Raw genomic sequence first — 16,267 nt, forward strand, 5'->3', positions numbered from 1 at the left:
CATGTGTTAGGCACGCCGCCAGCGTTCATCCTGAGCCAGGATCAAACTCTTAATAAAAAATTTCTGGGTTCTATTCTTATTGAATAGATGCTTTTCTTTGCTGGCTTAATATCTATACTGTTTAATTTTCAAAGACCTTTTTATCATCCGCCGCTTTTCAGCGACTTTATTACTATATCATATCCATCGTATTATGTCAACACTTTTTTTCGTCGTTTTCTTCTCTGCTGTTTTACCAGCTTCTCTTTATAGGATATAGGTTTTACTGTTTCTTTTGTTCTTCTATCCTGCCGCCCCTACTAGCGGCGACTCGTACTACTTTATCAGAATCTCTTTTGCTTGTCAACTCTTTTTTTAAAGTTTTTTTGTTTCTTACCCGCCACCCCTTGCTTATGGCGACTTTTACTACTATACCAGGTTCTTTCTTCTCTGTCAACAGGGTTTTATATGGTAAATTATGTATTTAATTTCTGTGCGCTAATACTATATAAGGGGTTAATTCCTTTACCTTAAGATAATCGATCTATATAATTCTGCAGTACAGCTCCCTCGTCAGGATTGCATTTAAAAACTCTTGTATCTTCACTTTGGAAGTTTTTTAAATGAACTGTAAATTGATTATCTTTTTTATCCACCTCATATAATATACATCTATATCCTTCATCATATAAATCCTTAAAGTTTCTAACAATTGGAGAATCAAAATCCCCGTACATAGTATCAAATCCTTTCCGTTTTTGCTTTTCATAAGTTGCTAATACAAACCCAAGTTGTATCATGCTAAATATATAAATAGAATCACCATTTTTTATAACTTTATTCATTAACACCTAATTTAAGATTTTTTCTTAAAAAAGATAGACCTTAGGGATTAGATTGACTTTTATTGCGAAAAAGTTTGTATAAAACATCAAGAGCTGTAAAGGTTGAAAACAAGCTGTTTTTATAAATATAATTGATTAAATTTTCTGTTTTTTTAATGCTTTATTGACTTTTAAACATTTTTTTAATATAATATATGTAAAGATATTATCTCTTCCATTCAATAAGTATTTAAGGTTGCATAATTATTCACGCTTATTTATAATTATGCAGTTTTTATTCTCGGTTGCTTCCACCTCTAGGAACCAACTCTTTACAATCACTGATTTTATCTATCCAATTTTATTCATTTGAACAAAAGATGGTTTGAACTTTATTTTTTATCTTAATTAGTCGTAAAGGAATAGCTCACTATAATAACCCTTTGTTATATAGTTTCTTTGGTTTCTTTTCATTTATTATTTTTATATTTCAGAGATAGAAAGATAACAGATATGATTTATTAGAAACTTTACTAAAATATTATGATTATAAGCTGTGGGCTTATTTCTTAATATATTTTCAAGTAACGCTTTTTCTTAAATTATACTAAAATTCAATAATGTTAAAGGAGGGTTCTAATATGGAAAATTTGAACATTGGGGTGAATATTGTAGAAAAAGATCCGATACTAATTGATAGCAAGGGGTATAAAAATCACTTGAAAGTAAGAAAAGCTATACCAAAAGATGTTCAAGACATCTACTATATTGCCTGTACAGTTGGCACAAACAAAAAAGATTCTAATCAAGGGTTTTTGGTAGATGATTATTCTTCTGATCCAAAATATTATCAAAAAATGCTACTGGAAAAAGTATTAGAGTTAGATCATTTTTATGTGGCGGAAAGCTTTAACAATAAAGTAGTCGGTTTTTTAATGGCCTATACAAAAGAACAATGGCTTAAATATAACCGAGATTGGTTACAGGAAGTTCATTGGCATCCTAGTTTTGATAAGACAAAAACAGAGAATTTTATAGTAATAGACAAAACTGCTATATATGCTCCTTTAACTGGTCATGGTATTGGAAGTCAACTTTATAAAAGGTTAATAGCAGATATTTTACCAAAGGGTATCCACAATATATTTGCTGAAACAATTATCAGTCCAGTACCTAATTTTGCATCCTTATCCTTTAGAAAAAAACAAGTTTACACCTTAGCGGGTGTACGTTATGAGGCTTATATGGGAGAAATGTTTACTGATTTAATTTATCATAAATCCATATAGTTTAAAAATAATAAAATTCTTCTTAAACTTGTGGAATTTAAGAAGAATTTTATTTTTTAGTAATATTAATAGGATTCTTTCTCCATTGTGGCTAAAACCCTCATGAACAAATTCAATGTTTTTAATCGCTCTTCCTCTTCTGTAAATCTTGTCTTGTTTTTGTAGGAACGTTGATTTTCTGTTTTAACTTTTTTCTTTTTTTCTATATATTCATTTAAATTAATTATTTTACTTCTACTCAAATTAACCACTTCTCCTAATGATGTTTAATTTATTAAGTTAATTTTCGATTTTTTTTATAAAAATCCTTCTTTTTTTTCTATTGTTTTTTTGTGCCTTTTATATTAGTGTCTATCATTAGGCTCTATCTTTTTTTCTACTGGAACTTCTCCTTCATCATCTATAACTTTTTCAACTGTTGCTATCGACGCTACTACTGATTGTAATTCATCTAGTATACTTATTTCTTCTCCAAATTCCATATCAGCTACCTTTAATATATCTCCTGGTCTAAAATGAGTAATATCATATTCTATTTTCTTAGGAATGTTGCCAGCAGTACATTCAATTTCCACTTCCTTTAATTGCTGTTGTACTACAATACCACCTTTCTCTACAAATCCTCTTCCCTTAAGAACCACAGGTATAGAAACATGAATTCTTTCATCCGCATTTACCTGCTGTAAATCTAAATGCATAATTTGTCTTGTTACAGGATTCCATTGTATTTCCTTTATATAAGCTGTATAGCTTTCTCCTCCTATACTTACATCTATTAAGCTCTTCTCTCCTCCATGCCTTACAAGACTCTCTAACTCTCTTTTGTGTACTTCTATAGGTAATGTATTCATGTTTTTTCCGTAAATTACTGCTGGTATATACCCTGTATCCCTTAAGCGATGATTGGCATTACTCCCTATATCATTGCGAATATTACTTTCAATAGAACTTACCAATGCTAAGCCCTCCTTTTTATCTTCTTAAAATCCATTATTTCCAAATGTTTCTGTTTTATACAAAATTAAAAGTGATTCAATAAATTGAATCACTTTTAATCATATATACATTTACTTTTTTAAAAGACTATCTTTCTCCTTCGGTGTATTGCTAAGTCCACCGCTTTAGGTGAACAAACTAATTATAGTTGTAACAGATCTACCGTTTCTTCTGTCTCTTCTCCCTTAGATGCATAAACAATCGTTGCAACCACGCTGTTGACATCATCCAAAATTTCTATATTTTTATTTCCTGCAATATTTAAATCTGCTAAGGTTAAGTTATCTTGCTCTTTCAACTTGATCGCATTTACTTCAACTTTATCTGGTAGATATTTAGGATAGGTTTGAATTTCTACTTCCCCTAACTGTACTTGTAATATTTCGCTACTAGATTCTACTTTCTCTTTATTCATAATGTAAATCGGCATCGTCATTTTAATTTTTTCATTTTCATTTAAGGTTTGTAAATCTATATGTAACAAATTGCTTTTTAATGTGTTTCTTTGAACTTCTTTTATAATGGTATAGGTTTTTTCCCCATTGAGATCTAAACCTATCTTTGTACTCATTCCATATTGAGATATGATTTTTTCCATTTCTTTTGCATTTAAATATATGGATTGTGTATCCTTTCCCCTAGCGTATACTACTGCTGGAACTGTTCCATTTCTTCTTTCCTTTGAAACTTTATTTTTTCCGGTAGCTTCTCTTTTTTCAGCCTTTAGCATTGGCGTAGCCATAATATATTCTCCCCTTTCAAAGTAGTTATATTTTTGGTCTTATTAATATTAAAACAAAAAATTTGGAAAATTTCAAACATTTATAGTATATTTTTTTAATGTTTTAAATTTTATGTTTATTTTCTATAGATATATTCTTATAAATATAATTTTTCTATAAATTCAAAAGCCTCCATCAATATTGATAATGAAGGCTTTTTATATAACAGTATACTTAATCAATAGAATTTAATACTCTATTAACCACATCCTTTAGCTTCTTTTCTCCAACAGCTTCATCTATAGCAACAAAAACAGATTTTATTTCTTCTGCATCCTCATCATAACAATAAGAATATCCATAGGATATAAAACTTTCTGGAATAACATCTTCAATAAAAACGATATTTTCGTCTGCTGTAGCCATTAATTCATTTATGACTTCCTCCTTTGTTAAGGTTTCTCCTATTGATTCTAGCTCCATCTGTTCTTTCAAAGCTACTGCTTCTTGTATAATTTGATATACCAAAGCATCATCTCGTTTTGAGGCTTTCGTTATATCCTTTACTTCTTTAAAATCAAAGGCATTCATGATATCTTTTAAAACATCTTCGCTATTAACAAACTGGTCCCCTGCTATCACATAACTCATAATCTCATCTCCTTTGTATCTTCTTTAAAATTTTACTGTATTATTCCAATCTCTATAGGATATATATATTATACTATTTAAAAATATATTATGAGCAATTTTATGTGGAGAAGGTCGTTTTATCTTTCGGTGTATTGCTAAGACTCCCGCTTCTTCTAGATAAACAAACTAAGCGACTAACACAAAATCAAAGATTTTGGTTATCTGCTTATAGATAAACAAACTAAGTGACCAACACGAAAGTTAGAAACCAAACTTTCGGTTGTCTACTTAAAGCGGGAGATCAAGCACTACATCCTCGAAGTAAATTCGGCTACAATTCAGTGGGAGTAAAAACTCCCTCTGAATTAAGTCTCATTTTATGGCAATAAAAAAAAGAAGTAGTTTTTTCTACTTCTTCCTTTATCTTTATTATATGATTAATCTACTGTATATGGTAGTAATGCCATATGTCTAGCTCTTTTAATGGCAATTGTTACATCTTTTTGATGAATTGAGCAGTTTCCTGAAATTCTTCTAGGCAATATTTTGCCTCTTTCAGTAATATACTTTTTAAGTTTTTGTATCTCTTTGTAATTGATACGGCTATTTTTATCCGCACAAAAAGCACAAACTTTTTTCTTAGCTTTTCGCTTTCTTCTGTTATTTACCATTCTACTCCCTCCTTCTTTTTAGAATGGAACACCATCTTCTTCTTCATCTATAGCTTGAAAATCATCTAAATCTATATCTGAACTTCCAAAGTCATCTGTTCTATTTGGTACATTATTGTTACTTTTATTTTCTTTATTTCCCCATTCCAAAAATTCTACTTGATTTGCTACAATTTCTGTAACATATCTTTTGTCACCATTTTGAGTTTCATAGGACCTAGATTGTAGCCTTCCTTCAATTCCTACTAATCTCCCTTTAGCTAAGTAGTTCGCACAGTTTTCAGCAGTTTTTCCCCATACTACAACATTGAAAAAGTCTGCCTCATTTGTTTTGGAAAAAGGTCTATTCACTGCAATACTAAAGGTGGCTACAGCTTTTCCGCTTGCAGTAAAACGTAATTCAGGGTCTCTTGCAAGTCGTCCAATCATAACAACAGTATTCATAAAATACACCACCTATATTTTTAATTATTCTTCAATTTTAATGATCATATGACGAATTACTTCATCAGCAATTTTAAGATTTCTATTTATTTCTTTTGGGGTATCTGGATTTGTAGTAAAGTTCATTAACACATAGTATCCTTCTTTTATTTTGTCAATTTCATAGGCTAACTTTCTTAATCCCCATTCATCAACATTTTCAACTTCCCCATCGGCTTCGATAATTCCTTTGAACTTGTCTAATAGCTGATTTCTTTTTTCTTCTTCTGTGTTTGGTTCAAACACACAAAGCAATTCATATTTATTCATATTTTCACCTCCCTCTGGACTTAAGCGGCTCTGTTTTAACAGAGCAGAGAAATGATTTTCTCACGTCTCAATATTATATCATTATGGTTAACATTTTGCAAATATTTTTTCTCTCTATTGGAAATTCTATTCAATAAGGGCTGAAAAAAATTTTTTAATTGTTGTATATATTTTAATGCTATGGGCAATCCTATTACTAGATAGCCCCCACAATACAACATTTTATTCATCCCAATCTCCCCCTTACAATAAAAGCGAGTGGTGTTTACACCACTCGCGATTTTTTTTAAATCATTTCCTTTAATACTTTTCCTATTCTTTCTATACCTATTTTTATTTTATCCTCTGGCATATTTGAATAGTTTAATCGGAAGGTGTTTTCCTTCCCTCCATTAGGGAAAAATGAACCTCCTGGTACAAAGGCAACATTTAGTTCTATAGCTTTTTCTAATACTTTTTTAGCATCTAATTCCTCCGGAAGCTCAACCCAAGTAAATAATCCACCCTCTGGATAAGTATATTTTAGTTTTTGAGGAAAATATTCTTTCATTGCCTCTAGCATAACATCCCTACGTTTTCTATAAACATCTTTGATCTTTTCAACATGTTCATCTAGATCATATAAATCTAAAAATTTATTAATTTCTCTTTGGGCCATTGTGTTAGTTTGAAGATCTGAGCCCTGCTTTACGAAGATGTATTTTTGTAGCAGCTCTTGACCAGCTAAAGTCCAGCCTATTCTTAATCCTGGACAGAAGGTTTTTGAAAAGGTTCCTAAAAACACCACTCTATCCTCTGTATCAAAGGATTTAACCGCTGGTGGTCGTTCTCCTTCAAACCTTAATTCCCCATAGGGGTTGTCTTCTATTACTGGTATATCATATTTGTTTGCTAACTCCACTAACTTTTTACGACGCTCTACTGACCACGTTTTTCCTGTGGGGTTTTGAAAATCTGGAATTACGTAAATAAATTTAACGTTTTCTTTTGTGGATAGAATGCTTTCAAGCTCCTCCATATCCATTCCTTCATCATCTGTAGTAACTTCTACAAACTCTGGTAAATATCCCTTAAAAGCATTAATAGCACCTAAGTAACTTGGACTTTCACAGACCACGATATCTCCATCATTTAAAAAGATTTTTCCAGTAAAATCTAAACCTTGCTGAGATCCACTTGTAATCAAAATATCATCTGCAGAGGCTTTTATTCCTATGTTTTCCATTCTTTTAGCTATTTTTTCCCTCAGTGGAGTAAAGCCTTCAGTGGCACTATATTGCAATGCCTGCATACCATTCTCGTCCAAAACCGCTTCTACAACTTTTTTCATTTCTTCAATAGGAAATAATTCAGGAGCAGGGAGTCCTCCTGCAAAGGAAATGATTTCTGGTTTTTCAGTTAACTTTAATAACTCTCTTATTTCAGAAGCCTTAAGATTGTCCATACGTTTTGCATATTTTATAGCCATAAAAAAACACCTCCAAATGTTGTTTGTTCAGTAGATTCCTTGCTGATTCTTAAACTATTATACCATTTTTGGAGGCAAAAGAGATGTTTCTTGTTATTTTTTTGTAAAGGCTTTAATTTTTTTAATCTTCTTTGTTAGTTACCTTTTTCACTCTTCTTTCTAGATTAGGTCTATCTATCCATAATTGTTTTTCACACCCTAAACATTTCACTCTAAAATCTGCTCCTGTCCTCATAATCTCAAAATCTTTACTACCACAGGGGTGTTGTTTTTTTAGTTCTACTTTGTCTCCAACCTTTAAATCTAATGGCATAATCCTAACACCTACCTTTTTACTATTAAGAAGTTTTATTTATAACAACTCTTCTTGGATATGGAATCTCAATTCCATGTTCATCAAACGCTTGTTTAAAAGCCTTTCTCATAATTCTTTCTGTTGCCCATTGTTCCATAGGCACGGTTTTAGCAATAATAGAAATAACGACCTCTGAATCTCTTAAGTCTGTTACCCCTAGTACTGTAGGTCCTTCTAATATAGAAGGATTTTCTTCCTTTAATTTTTCACTAACTTCACTTAATACTCTCATAGCGTGATCTATATCTTCTTCATAAGCGATGGACATATTGACCCATGCCCTCATTTTACCTGTACTCTTATTAGTTACTTTTTTTATCTCTCCATTAGGAAGAATGTGGAGATCTCCATTGAAATCTCTTATTTTTGTAACCCTTAAGGCCATTTCCTCAATAATACCGCCAAGACCATCTATTTCCACATAATTTCCTACAGAGAACTGTTCTTCAAAGAGGATAAAAAAGCCGGTTATTACATCCCTTACTAGATTTTGTGCACCAAACCCAAAAGCCAAACCTCCAATACCTGCTGTAGCAATTAAAGCACCCACCTCTACTCCAAAAGATTTAATAATAGAGGTAAAAGCTATAAAATAAATCAAATATTTTACAATACTCTTGATTAATCCCTTCATGGTCTCCATGCGCGCAACATCTACTTTGAAATTTGAATTTCTTTGGGTGTGAAAAAATTTGTTAACAATAGATTCAATTACTTTTATACTGATCTTCGCAATAAGTAAAATAATAATAATTTTAAAAATTACTCCAATGATAGTTGTTAATTGTTCTGGATTTTTTAAAAAATCTATTGTTTCTTTAATAGATATTTGTATCGTATTAATAAAAATAAACATTTAAGCTCTCCTTAATTAATTTGTTTTACTGTTTTCTCATTATCAGTCTTTTTTATTTCATATATTCCTTTTATTTTTATATTACTTTCTTCAATATCTTTTTTTATATACCCCAACAAGTTCTCATTAAACTTGATAGACAATCCACAGCTAGCGGTAATCTCTCTAGGTGTTGGGATTGTGTCAAATTGATATTTTTTTTCCTTTAGTACTTTTTCTGCTGCTATTGCATAATGAGTTGATTCAAATACAATTACATACATTTCCTGCATCCTCATTTTCTAATCCACCTTAAAGTTTAATTGTGTTTTTTGCATTGTTCAGCTTTTCTACAATGGTGTACATATTACTGACACCTCCCACCATCAACTTGCCTTTTACTTTAAAATAATCTAAGCAAGTGCCACAGGATAAAATTTCTACCCCATTGGCCTCTAAGGTTCTCAAATGCTCTATAACCTCAGAACCTTCTACTACTAAGTTTACACCACCGTTTAAGAATAAAATAGTTTTTGGAAAAGGCATTACCTCTGTTAATGTATAAATATATCCCTTCATTAAAACCTTTCCTAGTTCTTCAGATCCCTCTCCTAATCGGTCTTTAGAAATTAATATTACTAAATCCTTTTTAGGGCTGCTGTCACATTGTATATCCATCGTTGGCATTTCATTGATTCCATGATCTTTAAATATATCTATATAATAGTTTCCCTGATTTTCTTGAATATCCACTTTAAAATCTAAGCTTTTTGCTAATTTTGATACATTTTCTTTAGCAATTTCATTATCAACAATGGTGGTTACTTTCCCTTTATCTATAGCTTCCAACGCCTTTTTTGTATGAATCACTGGTAATGGACAATTCAAACCTCTTGCATCAACTTCTTTATACATTTTCATTCCTCCAAAGTATTTTTGTATTATACTCTACATCCTAGAACCTCATTTTCCTCTTTCTTGCTTTAAGTATATCAATAGGAATGTCTATCTTCAATCTATTGTAACCAACCTGCTATAGAAAATTTCTATTCTTCTTAACCAAGTTATAGAAAAACATAATTAAAGTAAAGTCTTCTTTTAAAAAATTTATAGGATGGTTTTATTGAAATCAACAAGGTAAATTATAACTTTTTCACAAATAAATAAAGTTTGTAATTTCCTATTGATTATAACAAAAAAACACGAGATTTCCTCTCATGTTTTTATTTATTTAAATATTTAAGCTGTGCACCTCTCTTCGACATACCATCATAGGCGTTACCCAAGCAGTTAACTCAAATTAGGCTGCCCTGCGGCACACGAAAGGGATCACTTACCGTTGCTTCCTTCCGGACCTGGCGGGGTTCGTAACTTTCCGTTGCGTAGGACCCAACTCTCATTGCCACTTACTTAAGCCAGCCCTACAATGAATATGCCTCTGAGAGGAATTCAACCCTGCTATAGCGGATTGCAGGTTACAGGACACCGCTACCTCCCCATCTAGCACAGCAAACTTATAAACTTGTTAATGGCGGAGAGAGCGGGACTCGAACCCGCGGGGCCTTGCGGCCTTACACGCTTTCCAGGCGTGCCCCTTAGCCAACTCGGACACCTCTCCATAGTTTTATTATTACTGTTTTTGTTTGCTATCTCTTAATGCTTTAAAAAACTTCTTCATAATATTGGAGCATTCTTCCTCCATCACACCTGTCACAACTTCTGCTTGATGATTGAAGTCTTTATTACTAATAATATTTGCTACTGATCCACACGCTCCTGCTTTAGGATCCATAGCACCAATCACTACTCTGTCAATTCTACTCTGCAAAATAGCACCTGCGCACATTGGACAGGGTTCTATTGTAACATAAAGGGTACTCTCTGTCAATCTCCACCCATCCGCATTTTTACAGGCTTTTTGAATGGTAATTATTTCTGCATGGGCTGTCGCATCCTTCAAACTTTCTCTCAAGTTATGACCTTTAGCAATAACCTCACCTTTTCTCACCACAACAGCACCGATAGGGACTTCCCCTTTATCATAGGCTTTTTTAGCCTCTTCTAGAGCCATTTTCATATAATAAAGATCCACTAATCTTTGCCTCCAACACATTGGTGTACCTATTAAAAATTCTATATTATTAATTTTAAGTTGGTTAACATCGCTACCCTAAAATCATAAAAAACTAAAAAGCAAGGCATAAATCTACTGTACTATTATAGCCTATTGTGTAAGCTTTGTCTACAGTTCACTGTATTTTATCTACTATTAAAGTATTCCATTTTTGCCTTATATTATTATGTCTCGCTATGAGCGTTATATACTATACCCTCTTTAATATATATAATTGAATCCAATGTCTTTTTAGATTATTCCTTTTTATCCTTTAAAACCCCTAAAAATCTTTAATTACCTGTTGATTTAACTCCTTATCGGCTTTTTTATAAGAAAATAAACATAAAAAAACAAAGCCCTGCAAACTATATCTGCAAGACTTTATTATTACTAAAATGGTGTTCCCGGCGGGAGTCGAACCCACGGCCTACCGCTTAGGAGGCGGTTGCTCTATCCTTCTGAGCTACGGAAACATATAAGGTTTAATATTTATAGAATGTTCACCAGATGCTACCCAAGTTGGTCAACATTTTTGTCCAAATGATAGTTTACCACAAATTCTTTAAAAAATCAATGGTTAGAAGTTACTACAGAAGAAATTTCTACATACTTAATTTTAGTTGTTGTTAATTTTTTCCTTCTTTAACAGCAGAAAGACCGTTTTTCGAAGTATTTAGACACAAAATCCTTTTTTATACATTAACACTGTGTCAGTTTTAGTTAAAAAATCATAAATAAAGATTACCTTCAACTTATAGTCTGAAACCTATGATTACCCCAAAAAAGTAATTGTATAAAAACCCATATGCGATATACAGTAGTTAATTGGACTGTTTCACTACTATATACCGCATATGGATTCAACAAAATACTCATCGTTTAATTGCTGTTAGTCATCCTTCTTCTGAAGCATCTTCTTCCAGATTTTTATCTTAAATGGCAAAGCAATAATACCTATCACTATGATTAACCAACCCCACCATGGCATATTCAACCCACCCCCTTAATGTGTAAATAAATGTTTCTTCATAATTGGTGTCAAAAGCAAGATCAAGACAACACTGATGGCAAGCAATATCCCATTGCTAAACCAAAAATTTCCAATTTCCAACGGCCGTACCATAATTGCATTAAACGCCTCAAAAGCCCAATAATTGGGGAATGGATATAGTACCCAAATCCATTTAGCGGGTATAAATAATGCAGCAATCGGTACACCCATAAAAACAAGAAATACTACCTTAAGTAATGCTATTCCTTCTATCTGGCTGTTAGCAAAGCTACCAATGCCAAATCCGATTAAAAGTGATAAAGTTACAGAAAAAAGCACTCCAATAATTAGTAATAAATAATTGACCTGCGTACCTACCATGATCAATGCATTACCAACACCTAGCATCACGCCGATGATCAATGCCATTAATCCCCGTGCCAGTAGCATTTCTCCAAAACTAAGAGGAGTAACCCCTAGGGCATGAATCGATCGACTCTCTTTCTCATCGATTATATTAAAAGCACTCAACAATCCGCCCATTAAAATACCCATAAGGATCATCACAATAACAATGACATTCTTGAATTGGGATTCCTCCTTCCCCAGACTTTCTACCTGATAGTCACCAAAGTATTGACCAGAAATCACCTGATCTAAGGTCATCCCAGCCAATTCACGTAAGGATTCTAGTTCATTTCCTTCTAGTATTATATTATATTTGTCAGCTACCTTCGTAATTCCAACAACATCATCAATCCCCAAAACCCTCTCTTTTACAGCTTGATTAGATTCAAGAACAATGACTTTTCCATATTGCTGTAATCCCTGTACCACAGTTTCTTCCACACTAGAATCAATGACGAAAGAGACCTGAGTGTTTTGAAGAGATGAGATGAACAGACTAAAAATAAATGACAATAACAGTGGCATTATCAGCATATAAAGCATAATCTGATCACGAAATGCTAGTGTAAAGTCTTTGGCCATAAACTTTAAAATCCTTCTCAATCTTAAACCACCTCCCTCATCAAACAGCGCTTGCAAGCCCAATAACTAACAGCGTACGCAATTCCATTCGCTATAAGTAGACTTAGATAGAGTGAACCAAGGTATCCACTCCGTCCTGTTGGGAAGAGTACTTCCCGGACTCCGAAGAGAACTGGATAGGATGGAACCATCTGAACCAACATGTTAGAAAAGGTTGGAAAGAAATATGAACCAATTGGTAAACCCATCAATGACATCAGTACAATTGCAACAAAGAGAAACTCCGAAAGACTGCGAAAATGTACACTGACAATTAGTCCTAAAAATGTAGCAAAAGAACTCATAAGGATTATAAGCCCCAGTAAATTCAGATAATCCACTCGCAATCCCAAAGTAAATATCACAACCAGAAGTCCATAAATAATAGATAATAGAACGTTAGTTATAGCTTTTGAGAGAACATAATCATGTACTCCACCCGGAGCAATCCGGTAAGCACGAATTATTCCCTCTCTCTTCTCCTGAAAAACCATTACCGCAATGAGGAGAAAACCAAGCATCACAACTTCTAGAACCAAAAATACGGGAACCATATCCTTATTCAATGGAATAGGTTCTGTCTCCTCACGCAAAAACTGAATCTCATGCATTTTTGGCCAATCGATAATTCCAGCTTCACCCAATGACCAATCAATAGAAGTCTTTAAGTAATTAATACTGGATTCAGGTTCATGTCCCTGTTGAATAATGGTAAACTGAGGGTCTTCAATAGAACCTTTGACTATAATTCCAATACTATTTTTATTCTTCTGCATAGCTTCTCGCAAAGCTTCTTCTGTCTGAAAAAACTGATCATCAGACACATCATGAGATCGCCAGACTTTTTCCATAAATTTTGTCGGAGTCAAATCAGTGACTAGTTCTGATGGTGTTAACTTCATTTCTTCCGGGATTAGAAACCTGACTAAAATAATGAAAAAAATAGCGAGAAAGATGATCGCATAGTGAAATTTATTGCGAAACATGACTTTTGTATCTTGCTTCACTAGGCTCCAAAAACGTCTCATCTCACTTCAGCCCCCTCCCTGTTAGCTTGATGAATATCTCTTCTAACGTTGCTTCCTGTGTATGCATAGTCTGAATTTCTCTGGAATCCATCAAACTTTTAAACTCTTTCCAACTTTTTGCATTATCAATGAAAAAAATGTCACTTCCCACTATATTACCCTCAACCCACTCAACTTTCACTGCCTTTTGACCATACTCCAGTTTTAAGGCTTTTGGTGAATTCAGGGTAATAATCTTACCTTCATTTAAGAAAGCAACCCGATCACAAAGTTCATCAGCCACAAACATATTATGTGTAGTCAAAAATATGGTACAGCCCTCTTTCTTCTTCTGTATAATGATTTCTTTGATCTCACTTGCTGTTGTGGGATCCAAACCTGAGAGAGGTTCATCAAAAAAGAGAATCTTAGCTTTGTTTAACAAAGAACGGGCAAATACAAGCCGCTGTTTCATACCTTTCGAATATTCCCCTGCTCTTTTATCTGCTGCTTCCCGTAAGCCAACCATGTCTAAAAGTTTCATGGGATCTTCTGTATTGACATCGAACAATCCAGCAAAATACATCAAGTTCTCATAACCCGTAAGCTTAGTGTAAACATTCGGGTGTTCAAAACTAACTCCAATCTGATTAAAAAACTCCCTCCCCATTTCTTTTATAGATTTGCCATCATACTTTACCACACCTTTTTGGAGTTCAAGAAGACCGGTCATTATATTCTGCACAGTACTTTTTCCAGCACCACTTGGCCCTAGAAAACCAAAAATTTCTCCTTTAGCAATAGAAAAACTGACGTCTTTTACCGCATCTTGCTGTTGCCCAGGATAACGATGAAATAAATGATCAACTTGAATCATCATCTTGCCTCTACCCCCTTTTACCCAAATGAATTTCAGATATTATCGCAAAAATCATATGACCGATCGGTCACACGACTTTGTTGCCATATTAACATAAAGGACTTCTTCTTGTCAAGTGCCTTGACGAAAAAATTTATCCTATGTATAATATGACTAATTAGTCATAAAGATATGACTAATTAGTTATAAAGGAGTGTGAAATACTTTGCCAACCCAAACATTTTTCAATTTACCAGAAGAGAAGCGAAATAAAATCATCGAAAGTGCCATAAATGAATTTAGTACTCATTCTTATGAAGCAGCATCATTGAATAAGATTGTTGAAGAAGCCGGAATTTCAAAGGGAAGTATGTACCAGTATTTCGAAGATAAAAAAGACCTCTACCTTTACTTACTGGATGTAGCTGGCCAGATTAAATTATCCTATATGCAAGGTATTATTGATGAAACAGATGATTTTTTTACAACGCTAGAGAAAGTGATTATTGCATCGAGCAAATTTAACTTAGAACATCCAGGGCTCTCCCAACTTGTAATCAACATGCTCAGCGGTAACAATGATCCATTCCCTTACGAAACTTTCCAACATCTACGTCAGACAGGACAAAATTGGGTAACTCAGCTCATTACCAATGCCCAAGTCAACAATCAGATCCGCACAGATCTTGACCCAAGCTTCCTCGCTTATCTGGTCAATCAGATGACCATTGATTTTGGTAATTACCTAATGGAAAACAACAACTTAACTCATGCTGACATGTTAAAAGGCAAGACTATTCCTGCTGACACAATAAAAAATGCAACATACAATTTCATCTCTGTCCTACGAGATGGCATCAGTGTTAGAAGTTGTGAGCATGAGTCGAACCAATCTAATCATTATAATCTATAAGACTGCTGAAAAGACTGGATCAGATTACAATGAAGTAAAAAGCATTAAATAAGTTTAAGAGATATTTAAACAGAATCAAAAATTTTGCGTAATTTTTCGAGACAAACACAAAGACCTAAACAGTATATAGTAACTAATGTTTAGGTCTTTGTTGATGACAAAATTTCCAATCGAATCCTTCTAGAACCATCTCCTCGTTTTGAATAAGGAGCTAAATCTTTTGCTTTAGTTGGAATAGAGTCTCCCTCTGAAGTGAAGTTTAATATAAGCTAAACCAGCTCACTAAATTATTTTACTTGGACTGCACCTAATTCAAGGGCTTTTTGATTTAATGGTACCAAATGCTGTTTTGCTGGTCCAAATACTTTTTTCATTGCTTCTACAATAGTATCTACTAAAACCACCTTAGTTAACTCAAGATACGCTCCCAGCATCACAATATTGGCAACTTTACTGTTTCCAATTTCATTGGCTATTTTATTGGCTGGGATATAGTATGCATTAACATCATCACGTGCTGTCTTGAGAGAGATTAGAGAACTGTTGATTAAAAGATTTCCTCCTACTATTACATTTCCTTCAAACTTAACCAGTGATGGTAAATTCATTACGATAGCAGCGGTAGCATCCTCTGTAATAATTGGTGAATCCACAAGGCTTTCGGAAATAATAACCGCACAGTTGGCTGTACCTCCCCTCATTTCCGGGCCATAGGAGGGTAACCATGAGACATTTTTTTCTTCAACCATTCCGGTATAGGTAAGTAATTGTCCCATAGCCATTACCCCCTGACCGCCAAATCCTGCCATAATAATTTTTTCTGTCAT

At 33.4% G+C, this 16,267-nt stretch carries 21 protein-coding genes, 2 tRNA genes and 1 other RNA gene; 2 read left to right on the forward strand and 22 right to left on the reverse strand.

Translation table 11 applies throughout. The features are described 5' to 3' along the window. Positions 1-509: 509 nt before the first annotated feature. Complete coding sequence (locus CHB72_RS20990; RefSeq protein ID WP_089284843.1) at positions 510-824, reverse strand: hypothetical protein; 315 nt, start codon at positions 822-824, stop codon at positions 510-512. Between the two features lie 620 nt (positions 825-1,444). Between CHB72_RS20990 and CHB72_RS20995 the strand changes: the two genes are divergently transcribed. Next, entirely contained in the window at positions 1,445-2,092 is a 648-nt protein-coding gene (locus tag CHB72_RS20995; RefSeq protein WP_089284844.1) for a GNAT family N-acetyltransferase, read from the forward strand. A gap of 65 nt (positions 2,093-2,157) precedes the next feature. Here the strand turns inward: CHB72_RS20995 and CHB72_RS26810 are convergent, their stop codons facing one another. The 20 genes from CHB72_RS26810 to CHB72_RS21090 all read right to left on the reverse strand — a co-directional run bounded on the left by CHB72_RS26810 (position 2,158) and on the right by CHB72_RS21090 (position 14,548). Then, complete coding sequence (locus CHB72_RS26810) at positions 2,158-2,334, reverse strand: hypothetical protein (protein WP_176431520.1); 177 nt, start codon at positions 2,332-2,334, stop codon at positions 2,158-2,160. A 102-nt stretch (positions 2,335-2,436) separates the two neighbouring features. Further along, entirely contained in the window at positions 2,437-3,048 is a 612-nt protein-coding gene (locus tag CHB72_RS21000) for a 50S ribosomal protein L25 (RefSeq protein ID WP_089284845.1), read from the reverse strand. 182 nt (positions 3,049-3,230) lie between these two features. Next, positions 3,231-3,830: a 50S ribosomal protein L25 gene (locus CHB72_RS21005; RefSeq protein WP_089284846.1), complete on the reverse strand. Its 600-nt coding sequence runs from the start codon at positions 3,828-3,830 to the stop codon at positions 3,231-3,233. A gap of 214 nt (positions 3,831-4,044) precedes the next feature. Next, positions 4,045-4,461: a hypothetical protein gene (locus tag CHB72_RS21010; RefSeq protein WP_089284847.1), complete on the reverse strand. Its 417-nt coding sequence runs from the start codon at positions 4,459-4,461 to the stop codon at positions 4,045-4,047. Positions 4,462-4,880: 419 nt separating this feature from the next. Further along, positions 4,881-5,114: a 30S ribosomal protein S18 gene (rpsR, locus tag CHB72_RS21015; RefSeq protein ID WP_089284848.1), complete on the reverse strand. Its 234-nt coding sequence runs from the start codon at positions 5,112-5,114 to the stop codon at positions 4,881-4,883. 18 nt (positions 5,115-5,132) lie between these two features. Beyond that, entirely contained in the window at positions 5,133-5,558 is a 426-nt protein-coding gene (locus tag CHB72_RS21020; RefSeq protein ID WP_089284849.1) for a single-stranded DNA-binding protein, read from the reverse strand. 24 nt (positions 5,559-5,582) lie between these two features. Then, a complete protein-coding gene (gene rpsF, locus CHB72_RS21025) occupies positions 5,583-5,867 on the reverse strand; it encodes a 30S ribosomal protein S6 (protein WP_089284850.1) in 285 nt (94 codons plus the stop codon). A gap of 35 nt (positions 5,868-5,902) precedes the next feature. After that, a complete protein-coding gene (locus tag CHB72_RS21030) occupies positions 5,903-6,097 on the reverse strand; it encodes a hypothetical protein (protein ID WP_089284851.1) in 195 nt (64 codons plus the stop codon). A 56-nt stretch (positions 6,098-6,153) separates the two neighbouring features. Continuing rightward, complete coding sequence (locus CHB72_RS21035) at positions 6,154-7,335, reverse strand: aminotransferase-like domain-containing protein (protein ID WP_089284852.1); 1,182 nt, start codon at positions 7,333-7,335, stop codon at positions 6,154-6,156. A gap of 121 nt (positions 7,336-7,456) precedes the next feature. Then, complete coding sequence (locus tag CHB72_RS21040) at positions 7,457-7,648, reverse strand: DUF951 domain-containing protein (RefSeq protein WP_089284853.1); 192 nt, start codon at positions 7,646-7,648, stop codon at positions 7,457-7,459. Positions 7,649-7,673: 25 nt separating this feature from the next. Further along, the gene (locus CHB72_RS21045) at positions 7,674-8,546 is read right to left on the reverse strand and encodes a mechanosensitive ion channel family protein (RefSeq protein WP_089284854.1); all 873 of its coding nucleotides are present in this window, start codon (positions 8,544-8,546) and stop codon (positions 7,674-7,676) included. A gap of 11 nt (positions 8,547-8,557) precedes the next feature. Beyond that, entirely contained in the window at positions 8,558-8,824 is a 267-nt protein-coding gene (locus CHB72_RS21050) for a DUF3343 domain-containing protein (RefSeq protein ID WP_242975221.1), read from the reverse strand. Between the two features lie 13 nt (positions 8,825-8,837). After that, on the reverse strand, positions 8,838-9,440 hold the full coding sequence (gene yedF, locus CHB72_RS21055) for a sulfurtransferase-like selenium metabolism protein YedF (RefSeq protein ID WP_089284855.1): 603 nt from the start codon (positions 9,438-9,440) through the stop codon (positions 8,838-8,840). Positions 9,441-9,769: 329 nt separating this feature from the next. Next, positions 9,770-10,034: signal recognition particle sRNA large type (gene ffs, locus CHB72_RS21060), an RNA gene on the reverse strand. 20 nt (positions 10,035-10,054) lie between these two features. Then, positions 10,055-10,143, reverse strand: a tRNA-Ser gene (locus tag CHB72_RS21065). 12 nt (positions 10,144-10,155) lie between these two features. After that, complete coding sequence (gene tadA, locus CHB72_RS21070) at positions 10,156-10,617, reverse strand: tRNA adenosine(34) deaminase TadA (RefSeq protein WP_242975222.1); 462 nt, start codon at positions 10,615-10,617, stop codon at positions 10,156-10,158. A gap of 420 nt (positions 10,618-11,037) precedes the next feature. Beyond that, positions 11,038-11,114 (reverse strand) — tRNA-Arg (locus CHB72_RS21075). A gap of 530 nt (positions 11,115-11,644) precedes the next feature. Then, a complete protein-coding gene (locus CHB72_RS21080) occupies positions 11,645-12,643 on the reverse strand; it encodes an ABC transporter permease (protein ID WP_089284857.1) in 999 nt (332 codons plus the stop codon). A gap of 2 nt (positions 12,644-12,645) precedes the next feature. Continuing rightward, positions 12,646-13,689, reverse strand: a complete 1,044-nt coding sequence (locus tag CHB72_RS21085; RefSeq protein ID WP_089284858.1) for an ABC transporter permease — start codon at positions 13,687-13,689, stop codon at positions 12,646-12,648. 1 nt (position 13,690) lies between these two features. Further along, the gene (locus CHB72_RS21090; RefSeq protein ID WP_242975223.1) at positions 13,691-14,548 is read right to left on the reverse strand and encodes an ABC transporter ATP-binding protein; all 858 of its coding nucleotides are present in this window, start codon (positions 14,546-14,548) and stop codon (positions 13,691-13,693) included. 205 nt (positions 14,549-14,753) lie between these two features. Here CHB72_RS21090 and CHB72_RS21095 point away from each other — a divergent pair, with 205 nt between their 5' ends. Continuing rightward, positions 14,754-15,440, forward strand: coding sequence for a TetR/AcrR family transcriptional regulator (locus CHB72_RS21095; protein WP_089284859.1), 687 nt, complete (start codon positions 14,754-14,756; stop codon positions 15,438-15,440). A 287-nt stretch (positions 15,441-15,727) separates the two neighbouring features. Here the strand turns inward: CHB72_RS21095 and CHB72_RS21100 are convergent, their stop codons facing one another. After that, a complete protein-coding gene (locus tag CHB72_RS21100) occupies positions 15,728-16,267 on the reverse strand; it encodes a 2-oxoacid:acceptor oxidoreductase family protein (protein WP_089284860.1) in 540 nt (179 codons plus the stop codon).

It is taken from the genome of Anaerovirgula multivorans (genome assembly GCF_900188145.1).
Classification (GTDB): domain Bacteria; phylum Bacillota; class Clostridia; order Peptostreptococcales; family Natronincolaceae; genus Anaerovirgula; species Anaerovirgula multivorans.